The following is a 24,666-nucleotide window of genomic DNA, read 5'->3' on the forward strand; positions in this document are numbered from 1 at the left end:
AAAATCCTCCTAATAAATCCAATCTACTTGACTTAAATAATATATCCCCGTGCTGGAAAAGACAACCACAAGGACAGCACCACTGCTAGAAAAAATTTTATAATAAAAAATGCTGTCCTTATTTGTGGACAGCATTTTTTATTATGGGCCAAGTAGCTCCTGTAGTTCGGCATTTCCGTAATCTACTGCGTAATCATATGCGGTATATCCAGAGGCATCCATGTAGTTGCTATCTGCTCCGTATTCTAACAACAGCTTTACCATTTCCACGTCTTCAGCAAAAACTGCACTGATGAGTGGAGTGGCATCATATATATCGACCGTATTGGCATCTGCTCCATTTTCAAGTAATATGGCTGCAGCATCATAATAACCGGAGTATACCGCCCAATGTAGAGCCGTTGAGCCTTCACTATCGGCTTCATTTATATCCGCACCTTCATCTAGAAGAGTAGAAATGGCCTCTGTATCGTTTTCACTTGCTGCCTCCATTAGGGGTGTCATACCCTCGATTTCAAAGGCTTCAGAGAAGTTGAATTTCTCTAATGCCTTAAAGGTCATATACACTCCACCAGCAAATACAAGTGATAACAATAGGGCTATGATTACTCCAATGACGATTCCTCTTTTTGGTTCTTTTAATGTCTCCACTTCTGTATCAGAAAAGAATTTATCAACTTCATATAATCTTTTTGGCAGATGAGGATGGGTAGAGAGCTTTTCATTTAACCAAACAAAGAAGCCTGCTTCCGATTCAATTTGTCGCATATATGACTCTTTATTAACCTTTTTATAAAGCTCCTTTCCAATTGCTAGAATGGTCAGAGCATTTTTCGATGCTGGAAGTGAGCCAGAGTAATAGGTTGCATAACGATCGCACGTATATTCACATGCCCGTAAGTATGCATCTCCTAAAAAAGGGATCCACATGGCTGGCAGTAGAAGAAAATTCACTGTTACATGCTTCCTTTTTAAATGAGCAAACTCATGAGCGAGAACAAATAGTACTTCATCCTCTGCATCTCTTTCAATCAGTTCAAAAATCTCTGAATAAAGGACCACCATATTTCTTCCAAAAAATCTGGTCGCAAATGCATTCAATATTCCTTGAGACTCAATAACATACATTTGTGGCATCTTTTCTAAACTCATTTGTGCCGCCATTTCCTGTGCCTTTTGATAAAGCGAAGGAAATTGTTCCTCACTTATACGAACGCCATTTCTTCTAATACCTCCGACCATCAACCCATGGAAAAATACGGATAAGAGGACCATGATGATAATAATTCCAATTCCTAAAATAGAAAAAACTAAAAAAAGATAGGTTAAAATACTAAAAGTTAATACAAGTGCAAAATAGATATTCTCTTTGCGATGGACTAGCTGTGAAGGTAAATAAGAATTCAATCTGTGTCATTCCTCTCAAATTATTATTGTCCTATTTTTTCAAAAATCAAATTTCTTATCATAACTGGTATTACTTAAGTAATAGAATATAACAGCAGCAAGAAAAAGGGGGAATTTTTTAAAGAAAATATTACCATTTCATTAAATTATTATGTAAAAGTAGAAATTATCTGTAAATAAGAGTACAATAATCTACAAGAAAAGACATTTTCATTAAGTCAGCTTATAATTCACTTGCAAAGGGGTTGTCTAGGGACAAGAAGCTTACATACATTTGGAGAGTCATCTTCAAGAAGTCGTCCGTTGTAGCTATTTGCCAAAGGTTTGAAAAAAGGATAGGGAGTGGTTTTTTGAAACCTTCGACTAACCGGATGTTAAACCGCATCAAATCCATCTACATGTTTATTAATAACCATGGAATTGTCACGACGCAAGAGCTTGTGGAGGAATTTGGTATCACTCCTCGAACGATCCAGAGAGATCTAAATGTTTTAGCTTATAATGACCTAGTCGAAAGTCCAAGTCGTGGAAAATGGACAACAACCGAAAAAAAGGTAAAAATATCATCTTAAATGACGGTTCGCCCTTCTCTTTTTGAAAGGGCGAACTCTTTATTTCACTTCATATTGGATTAACTCTTCTAATTCCTCATCTGTTAACTCTCGATATTCCCCTAATTCAAGCGTCTCATCTAGCTTTAATGGCCCCATTGATAATCTTTTTAAATAGATGACTCTTTTTCCTACGGCTTCAAACATTCGTTTTACTTGATGGAATTTCCCTTCCGTGATCGTTAGCTCGATGTCAGATGTTAATCCGGATTTCAAAATGGTTAAATGTGCTGGCTTCGTCAAATACCCGTCATCGAGTGTGACTCCCTTTTGAAAAGCTTCCCCATCGTCGCTAGTGACGATTCCTTCAATAACAGCAAAGTATGTTTTCGGGACGTGCTTTTTGGGAGATAACAAACGATGAGAGAGCTGACCATCGTTTGTTATTAGTAAGAGTCCTTCCGTATCTTTATCAAGGCGACCTACTGGAAACGGTTCAAACACTTGATCCTCATATTCAAGCAAATCAATCACCGTCTCATCGTGATTATCTTCCGTTGCTGATATGACACCAGGAGGTTTGTTCATCATTAGGTAAACAAACTCCTTGTATTCGACCACTTCCCCATTTAATGTAACAACATCCTTGTCTGGGTCAATATGTTGCTTCGAATCTTTTATCACTTTTTCGTTCACGACCACTGCGCCGTCTTTTAATAATTTTTTTACATCTTTTCTACTTCCATAGCCTAGATTGGCTAGCATTTTATCAATACGCAATTGTTTCCCTCCTAATGGAGACTTACCCTCTTAGTTTTACCTTCTTCATGATTCTTTCCACACGTTCACCAAATAAAAAGTAGATGAGTCGAGTTTTAAAGCTTAAATATACATAAATTCCTGCGCCAGCTGCTGCTGAGACTAGGATGATAATAATAGACTCCATCTCAGATTTTGGAGATAAAACCAGTGTTGCTAAATAGTAGACAAGTGCTGCTACGAGTATCATAAAAACATTAAAAATAACAATTAGCAATCCTCTCCGCAAAACGAGGCGGAAGCGATATCCGGAGAATATTTTGATAACGACCAAATTAATACCAATGGCAACTCCGTAACCAAGTGCGGTTGCATAAATCGCTCCGTCTGTCTCAAACATCTTGATGAATGGAATGTTTAGGGAGAGCTTCACTAATATTCCTACTAATAGACTTAGAATGGTGAACTTTTGTTCGTCAATTCCTTGTAATATCGCTGCTGTCACGGAGTAAAGAGCAAACAGAACCGCTACTGGTGCATACAATTGCAGGATGTCAGTCCCAGATGCATTAGGTCCGTAAAAAACCGTATACGCAGGCTCAGCGAGTAGTGACAATCCAAGTGCAGCAGGCAATGTGATGAACATCAGCACCTGGAAGGTTTGGTTGAGTTGCTTGTTTACTCCCTTTTGGTCTTTTGAAATAAAGGCTTGAGTAATACTCGGAACTAACGTTAACGAAAAAGCCGTTGCCAACGATACTGGAATGATCACTAACTTATGTGTATAAAAACTTAATTTAGCAAGCTCTCTTTCTGAAATACTTCCAAGACCAATCGAAGTCATTGCCCGGTTAAAGGTCATCGTATCAATCCATTGAAATAATGGATTGGCAATTCCAACAAGAATAAATGGAATCGAATAAATCAGTATTTCCTTGTACATATCTTTTAAAGATACTTGAACGCTCCCCTTATCTTGTAGCAGCAATTCATCAAGATGTGGCTTTCTCTTATACCAATACCAAAAGAGAACAAATAAGCTACCCAAGCCTCCAACAAAGGCTGAGAACGTTGCAATACTAATAGCAGTAACAATTTCACCTTCCATTACATTCAAGACGATAAAAGCCCCAGCTAATAGAAATGCGATACGAACAACCTGTTCAACCACCTGTGACACCGCAGATGGCCCCATTGATTGATGGCCTTGGAAAAACCCGCGAATTAAACTCATAAACGGAATAATGATTAGAGCAAAACTCACTGCTCGAATGACTGTTACAATATCTCTTGGATTGGTTTGTTTGTCATGATCAGCAATGATTATGTCTGCTACAATTGGTGCTGTCAAATATAGGATTAGGAAGGCAGCCATACCAGTTCCAAGCATGACGACTAATCCTGACTTAAAGAGCCTCCTACCCACCGCATATTCTTCCATGGCATTATATTTAGAAATAAACTTAGCAACAGCTAGAGGTACTCCAGCCGTTGCAAGACTGATAAATATAGTATAAGGAACATAGGAATATTGATACAGGACAGTTCCTGTCTCTCCTACAATCCTTGCAAACGGAATAACATAAAAAAGACCTAATAATTTTGAAATAAATGTTCCTAAAGTTAAAATAAATGTTCCACGTAATAACTTAGATTGCATGTGATCCCTTCCTATGTAGAAATGCCGAAAATTATTTCAAACGCCAAATTCATATTTTATCATAAAGTTTGAAAAAAACTTTGTTTTTTATGTGAACCTAATCTGAGTGTACACAACTCCGTGCTCTGATGCTACTTTTTGTGGAAAAGTTTTCTTTCTTAACAAGCTGACTTATAATGGTGATGGAAAGTTGGTGAAAGATATGAACTATGACGTAATCGTCATTGGTGGAGGGCCTTCTGGGCTGATGGCTTCCATAGCGGCAGGTGAAAAGGGAGCTAAAGTACTTTTAATTGATAAAGGCGACAAACTAGGTCGAAAGCTTGCCATATCTGGTGGTGGGCGCTGTAATGTAACGAATCGACTTCCAGTGGATGAAATCATTAAGCATATCCCAGGGAACGGTCGCTTTTTATATAGTGCTTTTTCCATATTTAATAACGAGGATATTATTTCTTTTTTTGAAAAGCTGGGAATTGAATTGAAGGAGGAAGACCACGGACGGATGTTTCCTGTTTCGGATAAAGCACAATCTGTTGTTGATGCTTTAATCAGAAGGATGAAAGAGCTTAAGGTGGATATACTCACAAACTCCCCAGTCGAAACGGTGGAATATAAAGATGGGAAAGCTGTTGCCGTACGATTAAAAAACAAAGAGAGATACTCTACGTCTGCGATTATTTTGGCAGTTGGAGGGAAATCGGTTCCTCATACAGGTTCTACAGGAGATGGCTATGTTTGGGCGGAAAAGGCAGGTCATACCATCACAGAACTATTTCCAACTGAAGTTCCTATTACTTCAAATGAATCTTTCATTCAGTCAAAGGAGCTTCAAGGATTATCATTGCGCGGAGTCGGGCTTAGTGTGTTGAACCCAAAGGGTAAGCCTCTCATCACCCATGAGATGGACATGATTTTCACTCACTTTGGGATTAGTGGCCCGGCAGTACTTCGTTGCAGCCAATACGTGGTGAAGGCGATGAAAAAGTGGAACCTTAAAGAAGTCGTAATGAGTATTGATGCTCTTCCCGGTAAAAAAGAGGAGCCGCTATTCCAAGAAATCATTGCGATGGTGAAGGCTGATCCAAAGAAAAGTGTAAAAAATATACTTAAGGGCTATTTACCCGAACGCTATTTATTGTTTTTATTACAAGTTGCTGACATCGATGCAAACGAACAGGGTGGAGTCATTTCCCATGATAAGCTACGAAACTTTGTGAAAGCTTGCAAACAGTTTCAATTTAAGGTAAATGGAACTCTTTCCCTAGAAAAAGCCTTTGTGACAGGTGGCGGAGTGTCTGTGAAAGAGGTTGAACCGCAAACTATGGCATCCAAGTTGGTTAATGGATTGTATTTTTGTGGAGAGATATTGGATATCCACGGATATACTGGCGGGTATAATATTACTTCTGCCCTTGTGACGGGAAGATTAGCTGGAGTCAATAGTGCGGAATATGCTTTGAGTCAAGCCTGAGGATTTTTTCTTCCTCAGGCTTTATATATGATCATCGCTGTAAAACAGTAAATTTGCTCATCCACGTCCTCTGGTAAGGCAGCAATATTATATTTAATATCAACTAGTTTTTGTTCATCCACCTTTTCGAGAAAACGATTCATTTTCTTTTCAAGGTCTTTTTCATGCTCCTCATCAAACAGTTTTACTTGAATCATGGATCCTCACTCCTTTTATTAAGGAGTATTAACAAAATTCAGACATTTTAAAAGCATTAAAAAAGCCTAGTTTCCTAGGCCCCATTACATTATTCTACTTTTCCAGTCCATTTCATCATGCCGCCGACCATATTTACTACATTATAGCCGTGATCATGCAAGAAATAGCACACATTTTCACTTCTTCCGCCTGAACGGCAAATAAATATGTATTCTGTATCTTGATCTAATTCGTCTAAACGCATTGGGATCTCGCCCATTTTAATATGCTTTGCACCTGGAATCATTCCAGCCGCTACTTCTTCATCCTCACGCACGTCGATCAGTTCTAGCTTTTCCCCTTTTTCTAGCTTTTCTTGTAACTCTGCAGTTGTAATTTCTTTTACCATCCAACATTACCCCTTTTAATTTTTCTTCTATCGTACACGACTTACTCGGTACATTTCAATCTTTCTCTTTAGAAAAAGAGCCCCCAAGTGATTGGGAGCTCCTATCATACACTTAATTTGCAACAATATTAACTAATTTTCCTGGAACAGCAATCACTTTGCGAACAGTTTTCCCATCAATTTGCTCTTTAACGACTATATCATCCATAGCAATTTGCTCAAGTGCTTCTTTATTTGCATCAGACGGAACCATCAGCTTCGCCTTCACCTTGCCGTTAATTTGAACAACAATTTCTACTTCATCATCAACCAGCTTCGCTTCATCAAATGCTGGCCACGCTTCGTAAGAGATGCTTTCGCTATGACCTAATTTTGACCAAAGCTCTTCAGCGATATGTGGACAAATTGGTGCAAGCAATTTCACAAAGCCCTCCACATAGTCTCTTGGAAGCACAGGTGATTTATAAGCATCGTTAATAAATACCATTAACTGAGAAATCGCCGTATTAAAGCGTAATCCTTCAAAGTCCTCTGTCACTTTTTTCACCGTTTGGTGATAGACCTTTTCCAGACTCGAAGAATCAACCGGTTGAACCTTCTCTGCGATTTCACCATTCTCATCCACTAACAAGCGCCAAATACGGTCTAAGAAGCGGCGTGAACCGTCTAATCCTTGTGTTGACCATGCGATGGAAGCTTCAAGTGGCCCCATGAACATTTCGTATAAACGTAGAGTATCCGCACCATGAGTTCCAACGATTTCGTCAGGGTTTACGACATTCCCTTTGGATTTACTCATTTTTTCATTGTTTTCCCCAAGAATCATCCCTTGGTTAAACAATTTTTGGAAAGGTTCTTTCGTGCTTACTACACCGATATCATACAAAAACTTATGCCAGAATCGAGCATAAAGTAAGTGAAGAACCGCATGCTCTGCGCCACCGATATATATATCAACTGGAAGCCACTCTTTTAACTTTTCAGGATCTGCTAAAGCTTGATCATTCTTCGGATCAATATAACGTAAGTAATACCAGCAGCTACCTGCCCATTGTGGCATCGTATTGGTTTCACGTCGTCCCTTTTTCCCTGTTACAGGGTCAACTACGTTTACCCAGTCTTCAATATTCGCAAGTGGAGATTCCCCTGTTCCTGACGGACGAATTTCTGTCGTTTTCGGTAACATCAATGGAAGCTCTGAATCAGGGACAGCTGTCATTGTCCCGTCTTCCCAGTGAATGACTGGAATGGGCTCTCCCCAATAGCGTTGACGGCTAAATAACCAATCGCGTAAACGGTACGTAACCTTCTTCGTTCCGATTTCTTTTTCCTCTAACCAAGCAATCATACGAGAAATCGCTTCTTCTTTGTTCATTCCATTTAAGAAGTCCGAGTTTACATGCTCACCATCACCTGTGTAAGCTTCTTTTGAAACATCTCCACCTGCAACGACTTCCACAATTGGCAATTCGAATTTCTTAGCAAATTCGTAGTCACGCTCATCGTGACCTGGTACCGCCATGATCGCTCCTGTTCCATAGCTGACAAGTACATAATCAGCAATCCAGATTGGCATTTTCGCTCCATTAACCGGATTAATTGCATAAGCACCTGTAAATACACCTGTTTTGTCTTTAGCTAAATCGGTACGCTCCAAATCACTCTTACTTTTGATTTGTTCAATATATGCTTGAACCGCGTCACGCTGCTCAGCTGTCGTAATACTCTCAACTAGTGCATGCTCCGGTGCTATTACCGCATACGTTGCACCGAATAATGTATCAGGTCTTGTTGTAAAGACCGTGAACTGCCCGTCATTACCTTCAATATTAAAAGTAATCTCGGCACCTTCAGAACGACCAATCCAATTTCGTTGCATATCCTTTAAGCTATCTGGCCAGTCAAGTTCTTCTAAGTCCTCTAGTAAACGATCCGCATACGCAGTGATTTTTAATACCCACTGCTTCATTGGACGGCGTTCAACGGGATGACCACCACGTTCACTTTTTCCATCAATGACTTCTTCATTTGATAAAACCGTTCCTAGTGCTGGACACCAGTTTACGGCTACCTCATCAATATAAGCTAGGCCTTTTTCAAACAATTTTAAGAAAATCCATTGTGTCCATTTATAATATTCAGGGTCTGTCGTGTTCACTTCTCGATCCCAATCGTATGAGAAACCTAATGCCTTGATTTGGCGCTTAAATGTGGCAATATTTAATGCTGTAAATTCAGCAGGATCATTCCCAGTGTCTAATGCGTATTGCTCAGCCGGAAGACCGAACGCATCCCATCCCATTGGGTGTAACACATTATAACCTTGCGCACGCTTCATACGTGATAAAATATCTGTTGCTGTGTACCCTTCTGGATGCCCTACATGCAGTCCAGCTCCAGATGGATATGGAAACATATCTAACGCATAAAATTTGCGTTTACCTTTTTCTTCACTTGTTTGAAACGTCTTGTTAGCGTCCCAAAAGCTCTGCCACTTTTTTTCAATTTCTTGATGATTAAAGCTCACTTTTTATTCCTCCTAAAAATACTTGTTTAAACGCAAAAAATCCCGTCCCTATAAAAAGGGACGAGAGGATTATGTAGAATCTCCCGCGGTACCACCCACATTAGTGCACAAGTCACTCGCTTTATTATCCTTAACGCGGAATACGGCAAGCATTACTTTCTTTCACACTTGCGACTCAAAGGCGAGTTCATGGACACCTGGTTGACTTTCACCATCCGTCAACTCTCTACTTTCAGGTATTTCTCACTACTACTCCTTATCATGGTCACCACATATTTAAGTATGATGCTATTGTAGTGTATTTTCTAGCTCGATGCAAGTTGTGTTTTGTAGCATATGAAGATAAGGAGTAGAGTGTGTGCATTTTTTTATTGAACCGTATAGCCTGCGTCAATAACGACCGCTTGACCAGTAATCCCTTTTGCCGCTTCACTTGCTAGAAAAATCGCGTAACTCGCAATCTCGTCAACTGATAACAAGCGTTTTTGTGGGACGAGAGGGTAGAGAACATCCTCAAGAACTCTTTCAAGTTCCACCCCTCTAGTCTTGGCTAAATCTGCTAGCTGATTACGTACCAGTGGAGTATCTACGTAACCAGGGCAAAGAGCATTCACCGTAATTCCATGGGCTGCTGCTTCAAGGGCTGTTACTTTCGTTAACCCAATCACTCCATGCTTCGCACTATTATAAGCGGCTTTACCAGCGAACCCAACCAACCCGTTAATAGATGCCATATTAATGATTCTCCCGAAGCCTTGTTTTTTCATATGAGGCAACACATGCTTTGTTAACATAAATGGTGCCGTTAACATTACTTTTATCAACAGCTCAAATCTTTCTGTAGGAAAATCCTCAATATATGATACATGTTGAAGTCCTGCATTATTGATTAATACATCAATGGATCCTAAATGAGAAATCACATGGTCAATGGCAGCAATAATTTCATCTTCTTTTGTTACATCACATTTGATTCCTATTGCCTCATACCCTAGTCTTCGAAGCTCGTTTGCTGAGGCGATAACCACCTCTTCATTAACATCCGTTAAGACAATCTTTGCACCTTGCTCAGCAAACTTTCTACTAATCTCATACCCTATCCCCTGAGCCGCTCCCGTCACAAAAACAATTGATTGGTCCTTCATAAGAAACTCCTTTCTAGATTCCTACCCCTAAAGAGAACAAAATAATCGCCAGAATTACACCTAATGCAGGTACGATGACGGTTACTGCACCAACTGGATTGTAGGCATCCATATGACTTTCCCCACAAATGGCCCGTACAGTGGTGACCACATATCCGTTATGAGGGAGAGAGTCCAATGCTCCAGATGAAATAGCTACAACACGGTGGAGTGCTTCCGGGTTAACTCCCATATCCATGTAATGAGGCGCAAGTAATGGTAAGGCAATCGCTTGACCACCAGAAGCTGAACCGGTCATACCAGCAATGACACTTACGGCTATCGCACCGCCAATAAGAGGGCTTCCTGGAATGCTCGTCATAAAGTCAACAGCGACTCCAAATGCAGGAACGGCCTTTGCTACCCCACCAAATCCAACAACAGCAGCTGTATTTCCTATTGCAATTAATGCTCCAAGAGTCCCTTCTGAAACTGCACTCCAAAAGTTCTTAAAATACTTGCGGTTAAGGGCATACGTCGCGATCACACCGCCCAAAAGAGCAATGATTAGCGCCGATTGCTTTAAGGAATCATGGAAAATAAATGAAATCGCAAGAACCACAATTAACGGTAAAACACCCATTAACGGATTTGGAAGCTCTCTTTCTTCATTAACCGGATCACCATCACGTTCATCAAAGTGCTCCCCTTTTTCTACCGCTTTTGAAATCATGCGCTTTAGCCACCAATAACCAAAAATCATCATAAATATGGCAACAATTAAGCTAACTTCCCAACCCGCATAAGGAGAAGTATTCAAATAATCAATTGGAATCCAGTTTTGAATTTCTGGTGAGCCTGCAGAGGTCATCGTAAAGGTAACCGATCCAAAGGCTAATGCTGCAGGGATGAAACGTCGTGGCAAGTTCGCTTGTTTAAACAAACTAAGTGCCATCGGATAGACAGAAAAGGCCACAACGAACAAACTTACTCCTCCATACGTTAACACCGCACAGGCTGCAACAATGGCAAGAATGGCATACTTCATTCCAAGCTTCTCAACAATCAACCTGGAAACCGAATCAGCTGCCCCACTGTCCTCCATAACTTTTCCAAAGATAGCCCCTAACAGGAACATTAAATACCATGCCGTGACAAAGCTAGAAAAACCAGACATATAGTTTCCAACAAGGTTCGCTTCCCCTTCTGCTACAAGTTGTGGAAACAATGGCATTCCATTAAGAACAGCAACGAACAATGCTGATAATGGACCTGCGACAAGTAAATTCATTCCTCGCATCGTTAAGAAAATTAATAAGGCCAAACCACCAATTAAACCAATCATACTTAGCATCTTATTTCCCCCTTTGTTGTGGAACTAAATTGCAAACGGTTACACTTTTTTGTTACATCCTCCCTTCCCTTTTCTTTATGCAAGGAGCGTGCCAATCTGATAATCCTCATTGTGATGTGATTTTTATGACTATTTGTTGAACATTTATTCCGGATTTCCGGACTGAACCGTCTGTTAGATCTCACAAATGATAGAATAGATTTCAAAAAAAACATGTCCTTTACGTGAAAGGGGGTTAATAAAATCATAGATAGAAAGAAGTCCAGAAATCTGGAACACATTCCGGATTCCTGGACTATTCTAGCCCATATTTTTTTAGTTTTTCATACATGGTTGATTTACTAATGCCTAGTGCTTTAGCTGCCAAAAGCTTATCATGATTATACTTTACTAAGCTCTGCTGAAGAACTCTTCGCTCGGTTTCGTCCAATATTTCCTTCAGCTTCCTTTTTCCAAGTGGGTAAACAGAAGAGTCATGAATATAATCTGGTAAAGACTCCACTGTGATGATTTCTCCATTTGTTAAGTGAATGGCCGCCTCCATCACATTTTCTAGCTCACGGATATTTCCTGGCCAACTATACGTTTGAAGCAACTCAGAAACGTCTTCACTCACTCCATGTATTCTTTTCCCACTTTTTCTTGTAATCTTATTAATGAAATAATCTAGTAAGATAGGAATATCTTCCATTCTTTCACGTAAAGAGGGGATCTGAAAGGGAACGACATTAATCCGATAAAAGAGATCTTCCCGAAATCGTTTTTCCTCCATCATTTTTTCTAAAGGACGGTTAGTCGCTGCAATAATCCGAACATCTACATTCATTGGCTTTAGTGCCCCAACACTCTCAATTTCTCCTTCCTGAAGTGCACGAAGCAACTTCACCTGCATATTTAATGGCATATCGCCCACTTCGTCTAAGAAGAGCGTTCCTCCATCCGCTAGATGAAACTTTCCTTTTTTTCCCCCTTTTTTTGCCCCAGTAAATGCACCCTCCTCATATCCAAAAAGTTCAGATTCTAATAGATGCTCTGGAATCGCTGCACAGTTGATCTTAACGAATGGCTGATGACTTCGATTGCTCAACTGATGAATGCTGTGCGCAAAAAGCTCTTTTCCCGTACCACTTTCTCCGCGAATTAGAATCGAAATATCACTCGCTGCAATCATCTTAACCTTTTCTTTTAAGCTGACAATTTGCTTTGAAGTTCCAAGAATATCGTCTAACGAATATTTCACACTTCGATCAAGATCTTGTATGTAACTTTGCATCTTTGACAGCAAGCTCTTAACATGAGAGTTCATCTTCATCCATGCTTGTGTATCCCGAAAGAAAACGGTTCCAAATGCACCGATCACTTCCCCTTTTGAAAAAATAGGGATACGATTAGCAATCATATAATTGCCTTTAATATACTGAAGATATGCAATCTCTTCCTTACCTGTACTCGCTACAATATGCATTCTCGAATTCTCTATAACCTTTGACACATGAACCCCGAATACTTCGTCTCTGTTCACACCAAGAAACTCACAATAATTTTTATTTATATAAGTAATTAAGCCTTCTCTATCAACAACCACTAACCACTCAAATGCGTTTTCAACAATCGTTTCAATCGTATCCACAGAAAGCTTTGACAAAGCATGAATCATTAGATGGCTCCTCCCGCTTTTTACTCCATTATCATACTTTTCAGAGAATGGTGTAAAGCAGAAAAAACTCAAGGTTGTGACTCCTACACCCATATCCATATTTCCATCAAAAGTAGCGAGGCGCAAGCTTTAACTTCTATTCGGACTTAAGGCGTAGAAACATCTGAGCAAAATAAAAGATAAGAGTCCCAACAACTGTGGGACTCTCATCATATTAAGAACTTTGCTCCGGTTCTGGATGAAACTTAGATTTCACAGGCTGGCCGCCTTTGTTTTCATACTTCTTTTTTGAAGCTTTAACCTGATCGAAATCAGATCCAAGCTCTACGTCTTGATTATTGATTCCATTTCTTGTTTTTTGCTCAGGGTTGTTTTGTTTCGAACGCTTTTTCATCCTTCTCCCCCTATCGATTAAGTAGCGTCATTTGGTTTTGGAGTTGTTGAATTTGCAGCCTCATACGGTGTAAGTCTTCTCGCTGTACCTCATTTGCACTTAATGCCATTTTCGCGACATCATTGTAAGCTTCCTCTAGTTCTTTCATAGCAATATCAAGATTCTCATCGTTATAATGATCCTGTCTACTGCTTATGATATACTGCGTCTCGGCATTTCGGAGAACCGCATTACATTTCTCAAAGAGGTTATTCATGGATTCATGAGTTGCCATTCTTAAAGCCCCCCTATTCTTATGACAAGAAGCAATATGCTTCATATGTAGTTTGTGCAAGTACTCCTTTTCTTACAACTTCTCTCTAGTGGCAGAACTCACCAATCGTTTTATCCAGTTGGTTGTCACCTCTTTTTCTGATAAAATGAGGAGACTTTGATTATAAGGAGACTACGTAGGTGAGTAAGTTGCATCCTTTTTTATACGCATCAGATAATAAACGATACCATACATGGAATTACCACTTAAGACAAACTTTTGGACATAAGGTTTTTAAAGTTGCACTTGATGGTGGATTTGATTGTCCGAACCGAGACGGTACGGTTGCTTATGGGGGCTGTACCTTTTGTAGTGCGGCAGGCTCAGGAGATTTCGCAGGAAATAGAGTAGATGATTTAACGACCCAGTTCCAAGATATAAAGGAAAAAATGCACTCAAAATGGAAAGATGGCAAATATATGGCGTATTTTCAAGCTTATACGAATACGCACGGACCCATTGAAGAATTAAAAGAGAAATTCGAAAGCGTCCTTTCCCAAGAAGGTGTGGTAGGTATATCAATAGCAACAAGACCGGATTGTCTACCTGACGATGTTGTTGAATATTTAGCCGAACTGAATAAGAGAACTTATTTATGGGTAGAGCTTGGCCTTCAAACAGTCCACGAAAGAACTGCATTATTGATAAACAGAGCTCACGATTACCAATGTTATGTTGAAGGAGTAAACAAGCTTCGCAAGCATAATATTCGAATTTGCTCACATATTATTAATGGGTTGCCACTTGAGTCCTATGACATGATGATGACAACTGCAAAAGAAGTGGCAAAGCTGGATGTTCAAGGAATCAAGATTCATTTATTACATCTTTTAAAGGGAACACCTATGGTGAAACAATATGAGAAGGGCAAATTAGAGTTTCTTTCTTTAGAAAACTACGTAAGCTTAGTATGTGACCAATTAGAAATTTTACCACCTGAAATGATTGTCCATCGAATTACCGGGGATGGACCGATTGATTTAATGATTGGGCCGATGTGGAGCGTGAATAAGTGGGAAGTCTTAAATTCAATTGACGCTGAACTCAAAAGAAGAGACAGCTGGCAAGGGAAGTTCTATCGCGTGGAGGCCACCAGCTTATGAAGCTAGAAAGAATTTTACCCTTTGCTAGAAACTTACTTGAAAAAGCATTTCTCCCGGATACCATTGCAGTTGATGCCACTCTAGGAAATGGGCATGATATTTATTTTTTAGCAAAGCTCGCAAGCGGCACAGGACATGTGTATGGTTTTGATATTCAAGAACAAGCAATTCAAGCGACAAAAGAACGCCTGACCGAGGAAAACCTTTCAAATCGTGTCACCCTTATTCATCGTGGACATGAAGAATTGAAAAACTCTATTCCGGAATCAGCAAAAGGCCAGATAACAGCAGCAATTTTCAACTTAGGCTATCTTCCTGGTGGGGACAAGAGCATTGTGACAAAACCAGAAACTACGATCTCTGCCATTGAACAGCTTTTGGACCTTTTAGCTGTCGAGGGGATCATTGTCCTTGTTATTTATCATGGGCATGATGAAGGAGCGATAGAACGGGATGAACTTTTGCAATATGTGAAAGGGTTGGACCAGCTAAAAGCGCATGTCCTTCGTTATCAGTTTGAAAATCAGAAAAACAATGCCCCCTTTATCATTGCTATTGAAAAACGCTCATAAAAAAACAGTCTGAAATTTGATTTCAGACTGTTTTACTGTGTACGAGCTCGGAAAATATTCCATTTTTGCACGGAGCGATACAGCCGACCATTGATATAAAAAAATAACCCGATTGGACCTGAATTCCATATCATTGTTCGTGAAAGCTTTCTTACTCCTTTTTGATTACGTACTTTATCATCTGATAAATAAATACCTAATAAACCACGGTTAATCAACTGATGAAACCTTTTATATGGGAGATTTTCAATGTGTCGATCCGCTTCATTTACAAAATGATTGAGTCGTTCGAACAGCGCTTTTTCATCTTTATAATAAAAGCAGAAATTAAGATCTCCACCATCTAAATCCTCTTCCTGGTCAATAAAGTAATCCAGAAGAATATGTAATCCTTGCACATAAGGGAAATAACCTTCACGAATGGAATCCGCATGATGATGAGTAAATCCTTTGCTCATCGCAAATGATACAAGGCAGAAGATTCCTAATGTAGAACCCGAGCAAGCAGAAAATTCATACCATTCCATTTCAGGGATTTTGCTTCTATGCTTACCAAACCAATTTTTAAGTCGGGGAATTCGTTCGTCTTGTTGAACATGCTTATGGATTTGTAGATCACAATAATAATGGCATAACTCAAGCAAGTGTTCTCGAATCATTTCGTATTTATCTACCCCTGCAAGCACCTCCTGACAGGTTGCCACGAGGTCATGTAAATATCCTCCATCATCTTGGTCTTCTCGATGCTCATAATAATTTTTCTGCTCCTTCCCGACGGTAAGAGCATGTTCCATTGATTCATGCAATGTCGCAAAATCGATCGGATCAAGAGAAGTACTCCGGTCACATAAATTGTCTAAATAATCACTAATCGTCTGATAAGCAACGATAAAACGAATCGCTTCTTCATAGCGATCCATTCCCATTAAAGAAAGAATTCCACCGCCTTCACAATGAAACGTTTTGTGTTCAATGCTAGCTAGTGCTTGCTTCCTGAGCTCTGGATTCGGAATTTCTTCCGCTCGTGCCTTCCAACCCCTCAGTTCTCTATGAACAGCAGGTAGAACCTTTCTATACACTTCTGTCATTAAGCTGATGGGCATTGTTGGAACACTCATTCATTTCACCTCACTCACACAATATATCCTAGTCCCTTTAACTGACCTTCTACGAAATCTTTTACATATAAAAATACTTCTTCCCGTTCTGGTTCATTAAACACTTCATGATAGCATTTAGGCCATTCCTTGAAACGTTTTTCCGATAATGGGACGGAGTTAAACCAAGTTCTTACCTTCTCTTTATCTACGATCCTGTCATCCCCACTTTGAACGACTAATAATGGAGTGTCCTGAGTTCTTTTAATCATTGCGAATGCATTCTTCATCGCTTCTTCTAGCTCACGATACCAGCGCACGGATACCTTTTTCACATATAAAGTGTCTTTAAGATCCAACTCTCTTACATCTTCATTTCTCGTCACCATGTCAAAAGTAATTCCTGAAGATACTCGTAAGGCTGGGAACACTTTATTTAAAATAAAGGTTGCTGCATGTAAGATTGGAGAAGGCTTGTTTACTAAACCTAAGCAAGGAGAGGAAAGAATGACGCCAGCTACATTTAATCGCTCTTTTTGCAGAAGCCTTAGTGTAATCAGTCCACCCATGCTGTGACCAATTAAGAAGACAGGCAAATCAAATTGATACGATGCATCAATCCACTTTTCCACTTCATTCACGTATTCTTCGAAAGAATCGATATGCCCTCTTCTAGATCTAGTCGTTAATCCATGACCTGGCAGATCACCCATGACGACATGAAAGCCCGAATTTCTCCACTGCTCTATGAGCCAACCGTACCTTCTATGATGCTCCATCGCCCCATGAACGATCACAATAACTGCTCTAGCAGTCCCTTCTGCTTCCCATTTCCACATATGTATTGCTCCTTCTAAAAAAGTATAAGAAAATATGATATAAATTCGTTATAGTAAATATATATGATTACTTAAAGGAGGATGTATATGATTTATCCTTATTACGATAAAACCCCGAGAATTGCCAAAAGTGCGTACCTTGCCGAATATTCGACTGTAACGGGAGATGTTGTCATTGGTGAACATACAAGCATATGGTTCGGCACGGTTATCCGCGGAGATGTTGCCCCAACTATTATAGGGGACCGCGTGAACATTCAGGATAACTCTATTTTACACCAAAGTCCAAATAATCCGCTCATAATTGAAGACGAAGTCACGATCGGTCACCAAGTGATTTTGCATAGCTGCATCATCCGAAAGAAAGCTTTAGTTGGAATGGGTTCTATTATACTAGATCAGGCAGAAATTGGCGAAGGTGCATTCATTGGAGCCGGAAGTTTAGTTCCTCAAGGAAAGAAAATTCCACCGAACACGCTAGCATTCGGCCGCCCAGCCAAGGTCATTCGCGAGTTGACCGAGGAAGATATTAAGGATCGTGACCGAATCATGAACCAGTACGTAGAAAAAGGGCAATACTATAAATCGATACAAAAATAAGAATTTTCTTAGAAAAAGTATCTTGAAACTAGAGGAAATATGCCGATATAACTAATAATAAAATGCTTAACTACATGTTGTATCGGTGGTGCCAATGATTACACTAATCATATTAATAGGAATTTTAATTTTCATACTATTTATATTTTCACGTTTCATAAAGAGAAGCGCTTCTCTTAAAACTTCTTTTTCTATAATTGGAGTGGTTTTACTAGGGTTCTTCACCTTAGCACAAACACCACATATTGCGGAGGCTGTAGGTCGAATGAAAACCTGGGTACAAGCCCCTCTACATTCGACGAACACTTTTATCGATGATCAAGTCGACCTTACGATTATTCCGCTAGAGCAAACCGTTCTCTTAGATGCACCAGTCATCAACCAACTTCCTGAACTTCCACGGGGCTGTGAAGTTACAAGTTTAGCCATGCTATTACAATACGCAAATATTTCAGTAGATAAGATGACGCTTGCTGAAGAAATCAAAAAAGACACTACAGCCTACAAGGTCTCCGATGGAAAAGTTTACTACGGCCATCCTAATGACGGATTTGTCGGGAGCATGTATACAAAAGAATTACCTGGTTTAGGTGTGTACCATCAACCCATTAAAGAACTGGCTGAAAAATATTTACCCGGACAAATTAAAGATTTAACCGGTTCACCTTTTAGTGATTTAAAAATACACCTTTCTGACAAACGTCCGGTCTGGGTGATCACCAATACCTCTTATAAAAAACTGTCATCCAAAGAATTTGTGACCTGGCATACTCCAAGTGGGGTAATTGAGATTACCTTCAAGGAACACTCAGTTTTATTAACAGGCTTTGATAAGGATTATGTTTACTTTAACGATCCATTGACAGGAGAAAAAAATAAAAAAGCACCCATAATGGATTTTGAAGAATCCTGGGTGCAAATGGGGAGTCAGGCAATTACCTACCTCCCTCACTAATTAGCTTTGTAATACTTTTTCCGCTAAGTATTCCTTCTCGAAGGAGTACTTTTTTTCTACATACACTTGATGCCATACCATAAACATGAGCACCGTCCAAATCTTTCTGCTATTATCGGCTTTTCCTTGACAGTGATCCTCAAGCAATTGAAGCACATACGTCTTATTTAATAAATAATCTGTATCACTTTCTCTAATAATCGTCTTCGCCCACTCGTTCATCTCAGCCTTTAACCAGTGACGAATAGGAACAGGAAAGCCCAGCTTTTTACGATTAAGAACATGTTCTGGAACAATTCCTTCTGCTGCTTTTCTAAGAACATACTTTGTTGTTCCGTTCGCTGTTTTTAAACTTGTTGGAATTTTAGAAGCAACCTCAAAAACGGCTTTATCTAAAAATGGGACACGAAGCTCTAACGAATGAGCCATGGTCATTTTGTCAGCCTTTAATAAAATATCTCCACGCATCCATGTGTGAATATCAATATACTGCATACGGTCAACTGGATCGTAGCCTTCACTTTCTTTATATAGAGGCTTTGTGATATTAGTGAAATCTAAACCTTTGTTATACGTGTTTAAAAGGTCACTCTTTTCCAACTCACTAAACATCTTTGCATTTCCGATATAGCGTTCTTCTAAAGGAGTCAAACCACGTTCAAGAAAGCTTTTCCCACGCATACCTTCTGGCATCATTTTCGCTAGCAAACGTAAAAACGCTTTTCCAACCTGTGGAATTTTATTAAACACATCTAGACTCTGAGGCTCTCTATAAATATTGTAGCCACCAAATAGCTCATCTGCACCTTCTCCAGATAGAACCACTGTCACGTGCTTACGAGCTTCACGTGCGACAAAATATAAGGGAACACATGCAGGGTCAGCAAGTGGATCGTCCATATGCCACATAATCTTCGGCACTTCATTCATATACTCTTCTGGAGTAATGATATAGCTAATATTTTCTACTCCCAGCTTATCAGCCGTTTCCTTAGCAACGTCAATTTCACTAAACCCATTATGATCAAAACCTACAGAAAATGTCTTAATCGCCGGATGGAATTCTTTTGCAATGGAAGCAATGATCGAAGAGTCAATTCCACCGGAAAGGAAAGAACCAACTGGCACATCACTTCTCATATGAATTTTGACAGAATCAAAAAGAACATCTTTTATTTCCTTTACAAAATCACTCTCTGACTTTCTAACTGGGTGGAAATGAGCCTTCCAATATCGCTTGATTTCCATTTCAGATCCCATTTTCTTTGTAAAGTAGTGTCCTGGTTCTAATTTTGAAATACCTTCTGACATCGTATAAGGCTCGGGAACAAACTGATACGTTAAGTAATACTGTAAAGAATCATAGTTCAATACATCATTTTGTAGAGCAAGTAAAATACTCTTTTTCTCCGATGCAAAGAATGTCTTTTCGCCGTCATCAAAATAGAAGAAAGGCTTAATTCCGAATGGATCACGTGCTCCATAAAGCGTCTTCTCAACCTTATCCCAAATAACAAAAGCAAACATTCCACGAAGCTTCTCAACAGCTTTTTCCTTCAGATGGCTATACAAAGCAATAATTACTTCTGTATCAGAGCTTGTTGCAAAGGTGATTCCTTCTGCCAAAAGCTCTTCTCTTAATTCAACATAGTTATAGATTTCACCGTTAAAAATAATCCAGTATCTTTCGTTTTCAAAATGAAGGGGTTGATGCCCACTTTCTATATCAATAATACTTAAACGACGAAACCCAAATTGAACATGAGAATCGTAGAAATATCCATCATCATCAGGTCCGCGATGCGTAATCACATTATTCATATTTTCAAATTGTTGTTTTTGTCCATCACTAAACACTTGCGATTTGTCATGAACACATCCAATAAAACCACACATGTATGTAACTCACCTACTCCGTTCTTACGAGTTTAATCTTCCATTCAGAAAGAATACCTATTAATACTACCACTAAAATTATCGAATCGCACTGTCAAATTGACCATTTCCTAAAAATTCAAGCTTACTACCCATTGTTTACATCCCTTTTTGCTTCTAAACCACCATACCCTTATAGACGAAAAGAAAAACCGGGAGTTACAAATTTTCTGTAACTCCCGGCTGTTTTTACTATTAAAATTATCTTTCAAGTGCTTCCTTACGAAGCGTGTCAGCTTTATCTGTACGCTCCCATGGAAGATCTACATCTGTACGGCCAAAGTGACCATAAGCAGCAGTTTGCTTATAGATAGGACGTCTTAAATCAAGCATTTTAATGATTCCAGCTGGACGAAGATCGAAGTTATTACGAACTACTTCAATAAGAACTTCTTCACTTACTTCGCTGGTTCCAAAAGTATCAATAGAGATAGATACTGGATGTGCAACACCGATTGCGTAGGCAAGCTGTACTTCCACTTTATCGGCTAGACCTGCAGCAACAAGATTCTTTGCTACATAACGAGCAGCATAAGCAGCTGAACGGTCAACTTTTGTAGGATCCTTACCAGAGAATGCACCGCCACCGTGACGAGCATAACCACCGTACGTATCAACAATAATCTTACGTCCTGTTAACCCAGCATCACCTTGTGGTCCACCGATAACGAAACGACCAGTTGGGTTAATGAAATACTTTGTATTTTCATCAATTAACTCTTCTGGTACAACAGGATTAATAACATACTCTTTAAGATTTCGTTGAATTTGCTCCAATGTTACTTCAGGATGATGCTGTGTTGAAATAACAATGGTATCAATACGAACTGGTTTATTATTTTCATCGTACTCAACTGTAACTTGAGTTTTTCCATCAGGACGAAGGTAAGGAAGAATATCATCCTTACGAACTTCAGTTAATCTTCGAGCTAGTTTATGTGCTAAAGAAATTGGAAGAGGCATAAGCTCTTTTGTTTCATTACAAGCAAAACCAAACATTAATCCTTGGTCTCCTGCTCCAATTGCATCAATTTCTTCATCAGACATGGATCCTTCACGTGCTTCTAGTGCTTGGTCAACACCCATTGCAATATCAGCTGATTGCTCATCAATAGAAGTTAAAACCGCACATGTTTCAGAATCGAAACCATATTTTGCACGAGTGTACCCAATTTCCTTAATTGTTTCGCGAACAATCTTTGGAATATCTACGTATGTAGAGGTTGTAATTTCCCCAGCAACTAATACTAACCCTGTAGTTACTGACGTTTCAGCAGCAACACGAGCATTTGCGTCTTTTGCTAAAATAGCATCTAAAATTGAGTCTGAAATTTGGTCACTGATCTTATCCGGATGACCTTCTGTAACTGACTCGGATGTAAATAAACGACGTTTTTTTGACATCTCCTGACCTCCTATTTTATTTATACTTGAGAAAAAGGTATGTTTATCATATCAACATAAACAAAACCTTCCATTTGATACGGAACTCATTCCCTAAGTAGTATGAAATAAACATGCCATTTTTATTATGAAGGTTTGAAAAATTACCCCCCGCAATAAAAACTTTATGCAAAATAAAAAACCTTCCCTGCTTGAGGAAAGGGTGATAGCAAAGTAATTTGCGCCTTTCGCTCTTATCGTTCAAGGACTAAAATCCTTGCCTCAGGTTAGCACCTTCTCTTTTATATTAATTACAGTTATCGTAATTAATTATTAAAGCAGGTTGCTGGGTTTCATAGGGCCTGTCCCTCCACCAGCTCGGGATAAGAGAGTATCCGTTCAATGTAGAATAATACCGTACTTCGTCAAATACTGTCAACATCTTTATGAAAAATAGTTGGTTCAATTCTTCAAATAATGAGCAACTATTATCTTCACATTTCCATATCCCTCAAGTACCTTCCCATCTGGAAGAATAATATGACACTTAGCATCATATAACGCGATTGTTCCCATTTGAATTTGTCCCTTCTTTTAATAGTATAGACTATTGACTGCGATCCATCGTTTTATGAAATAAAAAGGCTTAAAAATAGGTCGAATACGATGTTTTTTCTTGCACCCTCTAATATTTTTTCAAATAGTATAGACTAATTAAGTTAATGTGTTATACTAATTAAAAATAACAAATAAAGGTAGGTAGTCATCAGATGAACTCTGTCCGTATTTCTAACCAATTAAGTGAATTGTTAGCCTCTGGTCATGTGCATGTGCAACTATCTGTACCACAATTAGTTGAAAAGGTTCTTACTAGAAACGAAGGAGTCTTAACTTCGACAGGAGCTGTTCGAGCAACAACAGGAAAGTATACTGGTCGGTCTCCTAAAGACAAATTCATCGTTGAAGAAGCTTCAACAAAGGACAAGATTGACTGGGGAGCAGTTAACCAACCAATCTCTCCAGAAGTATTCGAACGTTTATATAATAAAGTACTAGGTTACTTGAAAGATAGAGATGAGCTGTTTGTTTTCAAAGGGTTTGCTGGTGCAGATAAGAAGCATCGCCTACCCATACAAGTGATAAATGAGTTCGCATGGCATAATCTATTTGCCCACCAGTTATTCATTAGACCAACAGCAGAAGAGCTTTTGACTCATGAAGAACAATTCACAGTCATCTCCGCTCCAAACTTTAAAGCTGACCCTATGATTGATGGAACGAAATCAGAGACTTTTATCATTGTCTCTTTTGAAAGAAAGACCGTATTAATCGGCGGCACAGAATATGCAGGAGAGATGAAGAAGTCCATTTTCTCCATCATGAACTACTTACTGCCTGAAAATAATATTCTCCCAATGCACTGCTCAGCAAATGTCGGCGTTGAAGGCGATGTTGCTTTATTCTTCGGCTTATCAGGAACAGGGAAAACGACCTTATCAGCTGATGCAAATCGACGCCTAATCGGAGATGATGAACACGGCTGGTCAGCTAATGGTGTTTTTAATATCGAAGGAGGCTGCTACGCAAAGTGCATTAACCTTTCAAGAGAAAAAGAGCCTCAAATCTTTGACGCCATTCATTTCGGATCTGTATTAGAGAACGTCGTGCTGAATAAGGAAACACGAGTCGCTGATTATGATGATGGAACATTAACTGAGAATACGCGTGCTGCTTACCCGATCCAATCGATTAGTAATATCGTGGATCCAAGTGTCGCAGGACATCCAAATACAATCATATTCCTTACAGCTGATGCTTTCGGGGTACTACCTCCAATTGCAAAGCTTTCTAAGGAACAAGCAATGTACCATTTCTTAAGCGGTTACACATCAAAACTTGCTGGAACGGAACAAGGAATTACTTCACCACAAGCAACATTCTCCACTTGCTTCGGCTCTCCTTTCCTACCATTAGAAGCAACTCGCTATGCTGAAATGCTAGGAACGAAGATTGACGAGCATAATGCGAAGGTTTATCTAGTGAATACAGGCTGGACTGGTGGTGAGTATGGTGTAGGAAGTAGAATGAAGCTATCATACACACGCTCAATGGTACAGGCAGCTCTTGAAGGGGAACTAAATCATGTAGAAACATGCAAAGACCCTATTTTTGGATTGGAAATCCCTCTACATGTTCCTGGTGTACCAGATGATGTTCTTCAGCCAAACCGAACATGGGCTGACCAAGAGTCATACCAGATGAAGGCGAACGAACTAGCCACTAAGTTCAAAGATAACTTCAAAAAATTCGCAAATGTTTCAGCACAGATTGTCGATAAAGGCGGTCCTTTAGTATAAGTTTTAAAAAGAGCGTAAT

22 protein-coding genes, 1 riboswitch and 1 other annotated feature are annotated in these 24,666 nt (G+C 39.4%); of the genes, 7 read left to right on the top strand and 15 right to left on the bottom strand.

What is annotated here, in order from left to right; translation table 11 throughout:
* Positions 1 to 141 precede the first annotated feature (141 nt).
* Positions 142 to 1,407, bottom strand: coding sequence for a M48 family metallopeptidase (locus tag MKX65_RS18365; protein ID WP_340904955.1), 1,266 nt, complete (start codon positions 1,405 to 1,407; stop codon positions 142 to 144).
* Positions 1,408 to 1,757: 350 nt separating this feature from the next.
* Here MKX65_RS18365 and MKX65_RS18370 point away from each other — a divergent pair, with 350 nt between their 5' ends.
* Positions 1,758 to 1,979 (top strand): DeoR family transcriptional regulator, encoded by a 222-nt coding sequence (locus MKX65_RS18370; RefSeq protein WP_066057490.1) that lies wholly within the window; start codon positions 1,758 to 1,760, stop codon positions 1,977 to 1,979.
* Positions 1,980 to 2,018: 39 nt separating this feature from the next.
* Here MKX65_RS18370 and MKX65_RS18375 read toward each other — a convergent pair whose 3' ends face one another.
* The gene (locus MKX65_RS18375) at positions 2,019 to 2,738 is read right to left on the bottom strand and encodes a pseudouridine synthase (RefSeq protein ID WP_340904956.1); all 720 of its coding nucleotides are present in this window, start codon (positions 2,736 to 2,738) and stop codon (positions 2,019 to 2,021) included.
* Between the two features lie 22 nt (positions 2,739 to 2,760).
* Entirely contained in the window at positions 2,761 to 4,377 is a 1,617-nt protein-coding gene (locus MKX65_RS18380) for a putative polysaccharide biosynthesis protein (protein ID WP_340904958.1), read from the bottom strand.
* 202 nt (positions 4,378 to 4,579) lie between these two features.
* On the opposite strand from MKX65_RS18380, the gene MKX65_RS18385 reads away from it, so the two are divergent.
* Positions 4,580 to 5,851 carry a BaiN/RdsA family NAD(P)/FAD-dependent oxidoreductase gene (locus MKX65_RS18385; RefSeq protein WP_340906313.1) on the top strand — a complete coding sequence of 424 codons (1,272 nt, stop codon included), beginning with the start codon at positions 4,580 to 4,582 and terminating at the stop codon, positions 5,849 to 5,851.
* 14 nt (positions 5,852 to 5,865) lie between these two features.
* On the opposite strand, the gene MKX65_RS18390 is transcribed toward MKX65_RS18385, so the two are convergent.
* The 8 genes from MKX65_RS18390 to MKX65_RS18425 form a co-directional block, all read right to left on the bottom strand.
* On the bottom strand, positions 5,866 to 6,048 hold the full coding sequence (locus MKX65_RS18390; protein WP_066057499.1) for a sporulation protein Cse60: 183 nt from the start codon (positions 6,046 to 6,048) through the stop codon (positions 5,866 to 5,868).
* Between the two features lie 89 nt (positions 6,049 to 6,137).
* Complete coding sequence (locus MKX65_RS18395; RefSeq protein ID WP_119709527.1) at positions 6,138 to 6,437, bottom strand: rhodanese-like domain-containing protein; 300 nt, start codon at positions 6,435 to 6,437, stop codon at positions 6,138 to 6,140.
* A 112-nt stretch (positions 6,438 to 6,549) separates the two neighbouring features.
* Positions 6,550 to 8,964: a leucine--tRNA ligase gene (gene leuS, locus MKX65_RS18400; protein WP_340904960.1), complete on the bottom strand. Its 2,415-nt coding sequence runs from the start codon at positions 8,962 to 8,964 to the stop codon at positions 6,550 to 6,552.
* Positions 8,965 to 9,017: 53 nt separating this feature from the next.
* Positions 9,018 to 9,236 (bottom strand) — a binding site (T-box leader).
* 96 nt (positions 9,237 to 9,332) lie between these two features.
* On the bottom strand, positions 9,333 to 10,109 hold the full coding sequence (locus MKX65_RS18405) for a 3-hydroxybutyrate dehydrogenase (protein ID WP_340904961.1): 777 nt from the start codon (positions 10,107 to 10,109) through the stop codon (positions 9,333 to 9,335).
* 13 nt (positions 10,110 to 10,122) lie between these two features.
* Entirely contained in the window at positions 10,123 to 11,442 is a 1,320-nt protein-coding gene (locus tag MKX65_RS18410) for a GntP family permease (protein WP_340904962.1), read from the bottom strand.
* Positions 11,443 to 11,737: 295 nt separating this feature from the next.
* Complete coding sequence (locus tag MKX65_RS18415; protein WP_340904964.1) at positions 11,738 to 13,099, bottom strand: sigma-54 interaction domain-containing protein; 1,362 nt, start codon at positions 13,097 to 13,099, stop codon at positions 11,738 to 11,740.
* A 214-nt stretch (positions 13,100 to 13,313) separates the two neighbouring features.
* Positions 13,314 to 13,493 carry a glycogen biosynthesis protein GlgD gene (locus MKX65_RS18420; protein WP_160546911.1) on the bottom strand — a complete coding sequence of 60 codons (180 nt, stop codon included), beginning with the start codon at positions 13,491 to 13,493 and terminating at the stop codon, positions 13,314 to 13,316.
* Between the two features lie 10 nt (positions 13,494 to 13,503).
* Positions 13,504 to 13,767, bottom strand: a complete 264-nt coding sequence (locus MKX65_RS18425) for a YtzC family protein (protein ID WP_340904966.1) — start codon at positions 13,765 to 13,767, stop codon at positions 13,504 to 13,506.
* Between the two features lie 179 nt (positions 13,768 to 13,946).
* On the opposite strand from MKX65_RS18425, the gene MKX65_RS18430 reads away from it, so the two are divergent.
* Both MKX65_RS18430 and MKX65_RS18435 read left to right on the top strand, forming a co-directional pair.
* Entirely contained in the window at positions 13,947 to 14,909 is a 963-nt protein-coding gene (locus MKX65_RS18430; RefSeq protein WP_340904967.1) for a TIGR01212 family radical SAM protein, read from the top strand.
* Complete coding sequence (locus MKX65_RS18435) at positions 14,906 to 15,481, top strand: tRNA (mnm(5)s(2)U34)-methyltransferase (protein ID WP_340904968.1); 576 nt, start codon at positions 14,906 to 14,908, stop codon at positions 15,479 to 15,481. The genes MKX65_RS18430 and MKX65_RS18435 overlap by 4 nt, the downstream gene beginning before the upstream one ends.
* A gap of 32 nt (positions 15,482 to 15,513) precedes the next feature.
* Here the strand turns inward: MKX65_RS18435 and MKX65_RS18440 are convergent, their stop codons facing one another.
* On the bottom strand, positions 15,514 to 16,599 hold the full coding sequence (locus tag MKX65_RS18440; RefSeq protein ID WP_340904970.1) for a tetraprenyl-beta-curcumene synthase family protein: 1,086 nt from the start codon (positions 16,597 to 16,599) through the stop codon (positions 15,514 to 15,516).
* 14 nt (positions 16,600 to 16,613) lie between these two features.
* On the bottom strand, positions 16,614 to 17,417 hold the full coding sequence (locus MKX65_RS18445; RefSeq protein ID WP_340904971.1) for an alpha/beta hydrolase: 804 nt from the start codon (positions 17,415 to 17,417) through the stop codon (positions 16,614 to 16,616).
* Positions 17,418 to 17,504: 87 nt separating this feature from the next.
* Here MKX65_RS18445 and MKX65_RS18450 point away from each other — a divergent pair, with 87 nt between their 5' ends.
* Complete coding sequence (locus MKX65_RS18450; RefSeq protein ID WP_160546906.1) at positions 17,505 to 18,017, top strand: gamma carbonic anhydrase; 513 nt, start codon at positions 17,505 to 17,507, stop codon at positions 18,015 to 18,017.
* 94 nt (positions 18,018 to 18,111) lie between these two features.
* Positions 18,112 to 18,972 carry a C39 family peptidase gene (locus MKX65_RS18455; RefSeq protein WP_445677925.1) on the top strand — a complete coding sequence of 287 codons (861 nt, stop codon included), beginning with the start codon at positions 18,112 to 18,114 and terminating at the stop codon, positions 18,970 to 18,972.
* Here MKX65_RS18455 and asnB read toward each other — a convergent pair whose 3' ends face one another.
* Together asnB and metK are read right to left on the bottom strand one after the other, a co-directional pair.
* Positions 18,973 to 20,868 carry an asparagine synthase (glutamine-hydrolyzing) gene (gene asnB, locus MKX65_RS18460; protein ID WP_340904975.1) on the bottom strand — a complete coding sequence of 632 codons (1,896 nt, stop codon included), beginning with the start codon at positions 20,866 to 20,868 and terminating at the stop codon, positions 18,973 to 18,975. It lies immediately after the preceding gene.
* Between the two features lie 240 nt (positions 20,869 to 21,108).
* Entirely contained in the window at positions 21,109 to 22,311 is a 1,203-nt protein-coding gene (gene metK, locus MKX65_RS18465) for a methionine adenosyltransferase (RefSeq protein ID WP_340904976.1), read from the bottom strand.
* Between the two features lie 230 nt (positions 22,312 to 22,541).
* Positions 22,542 to 22,680: riboswitch (SAM riboswitch) on the bottom strand.
* Between the two features lie 380 nt (positions 22,681 to 23,060).
* Between metK and pckA the strand changes: the two genes are divergently transcribed.
* The gene (gene pckA, locus MKX65_RS18470; protein ID WP_160546902.1) at positions 23,061 to 24,647 is read left to right on the top strand and encodes a phosphoenolpyruvate carboxykinase (ATP); all 1,587 of its coding nucleotides are present in this window, start codon (positions 23,061 to 23,063) and stop codon (positions 24,645 to 24,647) included.
* Positions 24,648 to 24,666 lie beyond the last annotated feature (19 nt).

It is taken from the genome of Robertmurraya sp. FSL R5-0851, assembly GCF_038002965.1.
Taxonomy (GTDB): Bacteria; Bacillota; Bacilli; order Bacillales; family Cytobacillaceae; genus Robertmurraya_A; species Robertmurraya_A beringensis.

Coding starts and splice junctions, on each gene's coding strand:
- pckA (WP_160546902.1), top strand. CDS start 23,061: ATGAACTCTGTCCGTATTTCTAACCAATTAAGTGAATTGTTAGCCTCT.
- MKX65_RS18390 (WP_066057499.1), bottom strand. CDS start 6,048: ATGATTCAAGTAAAACTGTTTGATGAGGAGCATGAAAAAGACCTTGAA.
- MKX65_RS18445 (WP_340904971.1), bottom strand. CDS start 17,417: ATGTGGAAATGGGAAGCAGAAGGGACTGCTAGAGCAGTTATTGTGATC.
- MKX65_RS18415 (WP_340904964.1), bottom strand. CDS start 13,099: ATGATTCATGCTTTGTCAAAGCTTTCTGTGGATACGATTGAAACGATT.
- MKX65_RS18450 (WP_160546906.1), top strand. CDS start 17,505: ATGATTTATCCTTATTACGATAAAACCCCGAGAATTGCCAAAAGTGCG.
- MKX65_RS18425 (WP_340904966.1), bottom strand. CDS start 13,767: ATGGCAACTCATGAATCCATGAATAACCTCTTTGAGAAATGTAATGCG.
- metK (WP_340904976.1), bottom strand. CDS start 22,311: ATGTCAAAAAAACGTCGTTTATTTACATCCGAGTCAGTTACAGAAGGT.
- MKX65_RS18380 (WP_340904958.1), bottom strand. CDS start 4,377: ATGCAATCTAAGTTATTACGTGGAACATTTATTTTAACTTTAGGAACA.
- MKX65_RS18440 (WP_340904970.1), bottom strand. CDS start 16,599: ATGAGTGTTCCAACAATGCCCATCAGCTTAATGACAGAAGTGTATAGA.
- MKX65_RS18385 (WP_340906313.1), top strand. CDS start 4,580: ATGAACTATGACGTAATCGTCATTGGTGGAGGGCCTTCTGGGCTGATG.
- MKX65_RS18455 (WP_445677925.1), top strand. CDS start 18,112: ATGATTACACTAATCATATTAATAGGAATTTTAATTTTCATACTATTT.
- MKX65_RS18420 (WP_160546911.1), bottom strand. CDS start 13,493: ATGAAAAAGCGTTCGAAACAAAACAACCCTGAGCAAAAAACAAGAAAT.
- MKX65_RS18405 (WP_340904961.1), bottom strand. CDS start 10,109: ATGAAGGACCAATCAATTGTTTTTGTGACGGGAGCGGCTCAGGGGATA.
- MKX65_RS18435 (WP_340904968.1), top strand. CDS start 14,906: ATGAAGCTAGAAAGAATTTTACCCTTTGCTAGAAACTTACTTGAAAAA.
- asnB (WP_340904975.1), bottom strand. CDS start 20,868: ATGTGTGGTTTTATTGGATGTGTTCATGACAAATCGCAAGTGTTTAGT.
- MKX65_RS18410 (WP_340904962.1), bottom strand. CDS start 11,442: ATGCTAAGTATGATTGGTTTAATTGGTGGTTTGGCCTTATTAATTTTC.
- MKX65_RS18395 (WP_119709527.1), bottom strand. CDS start 6,437: ATGGTAAAAGAAATTACAACTGCAGAGTTACAAGAAAAGCTAGAAAAA.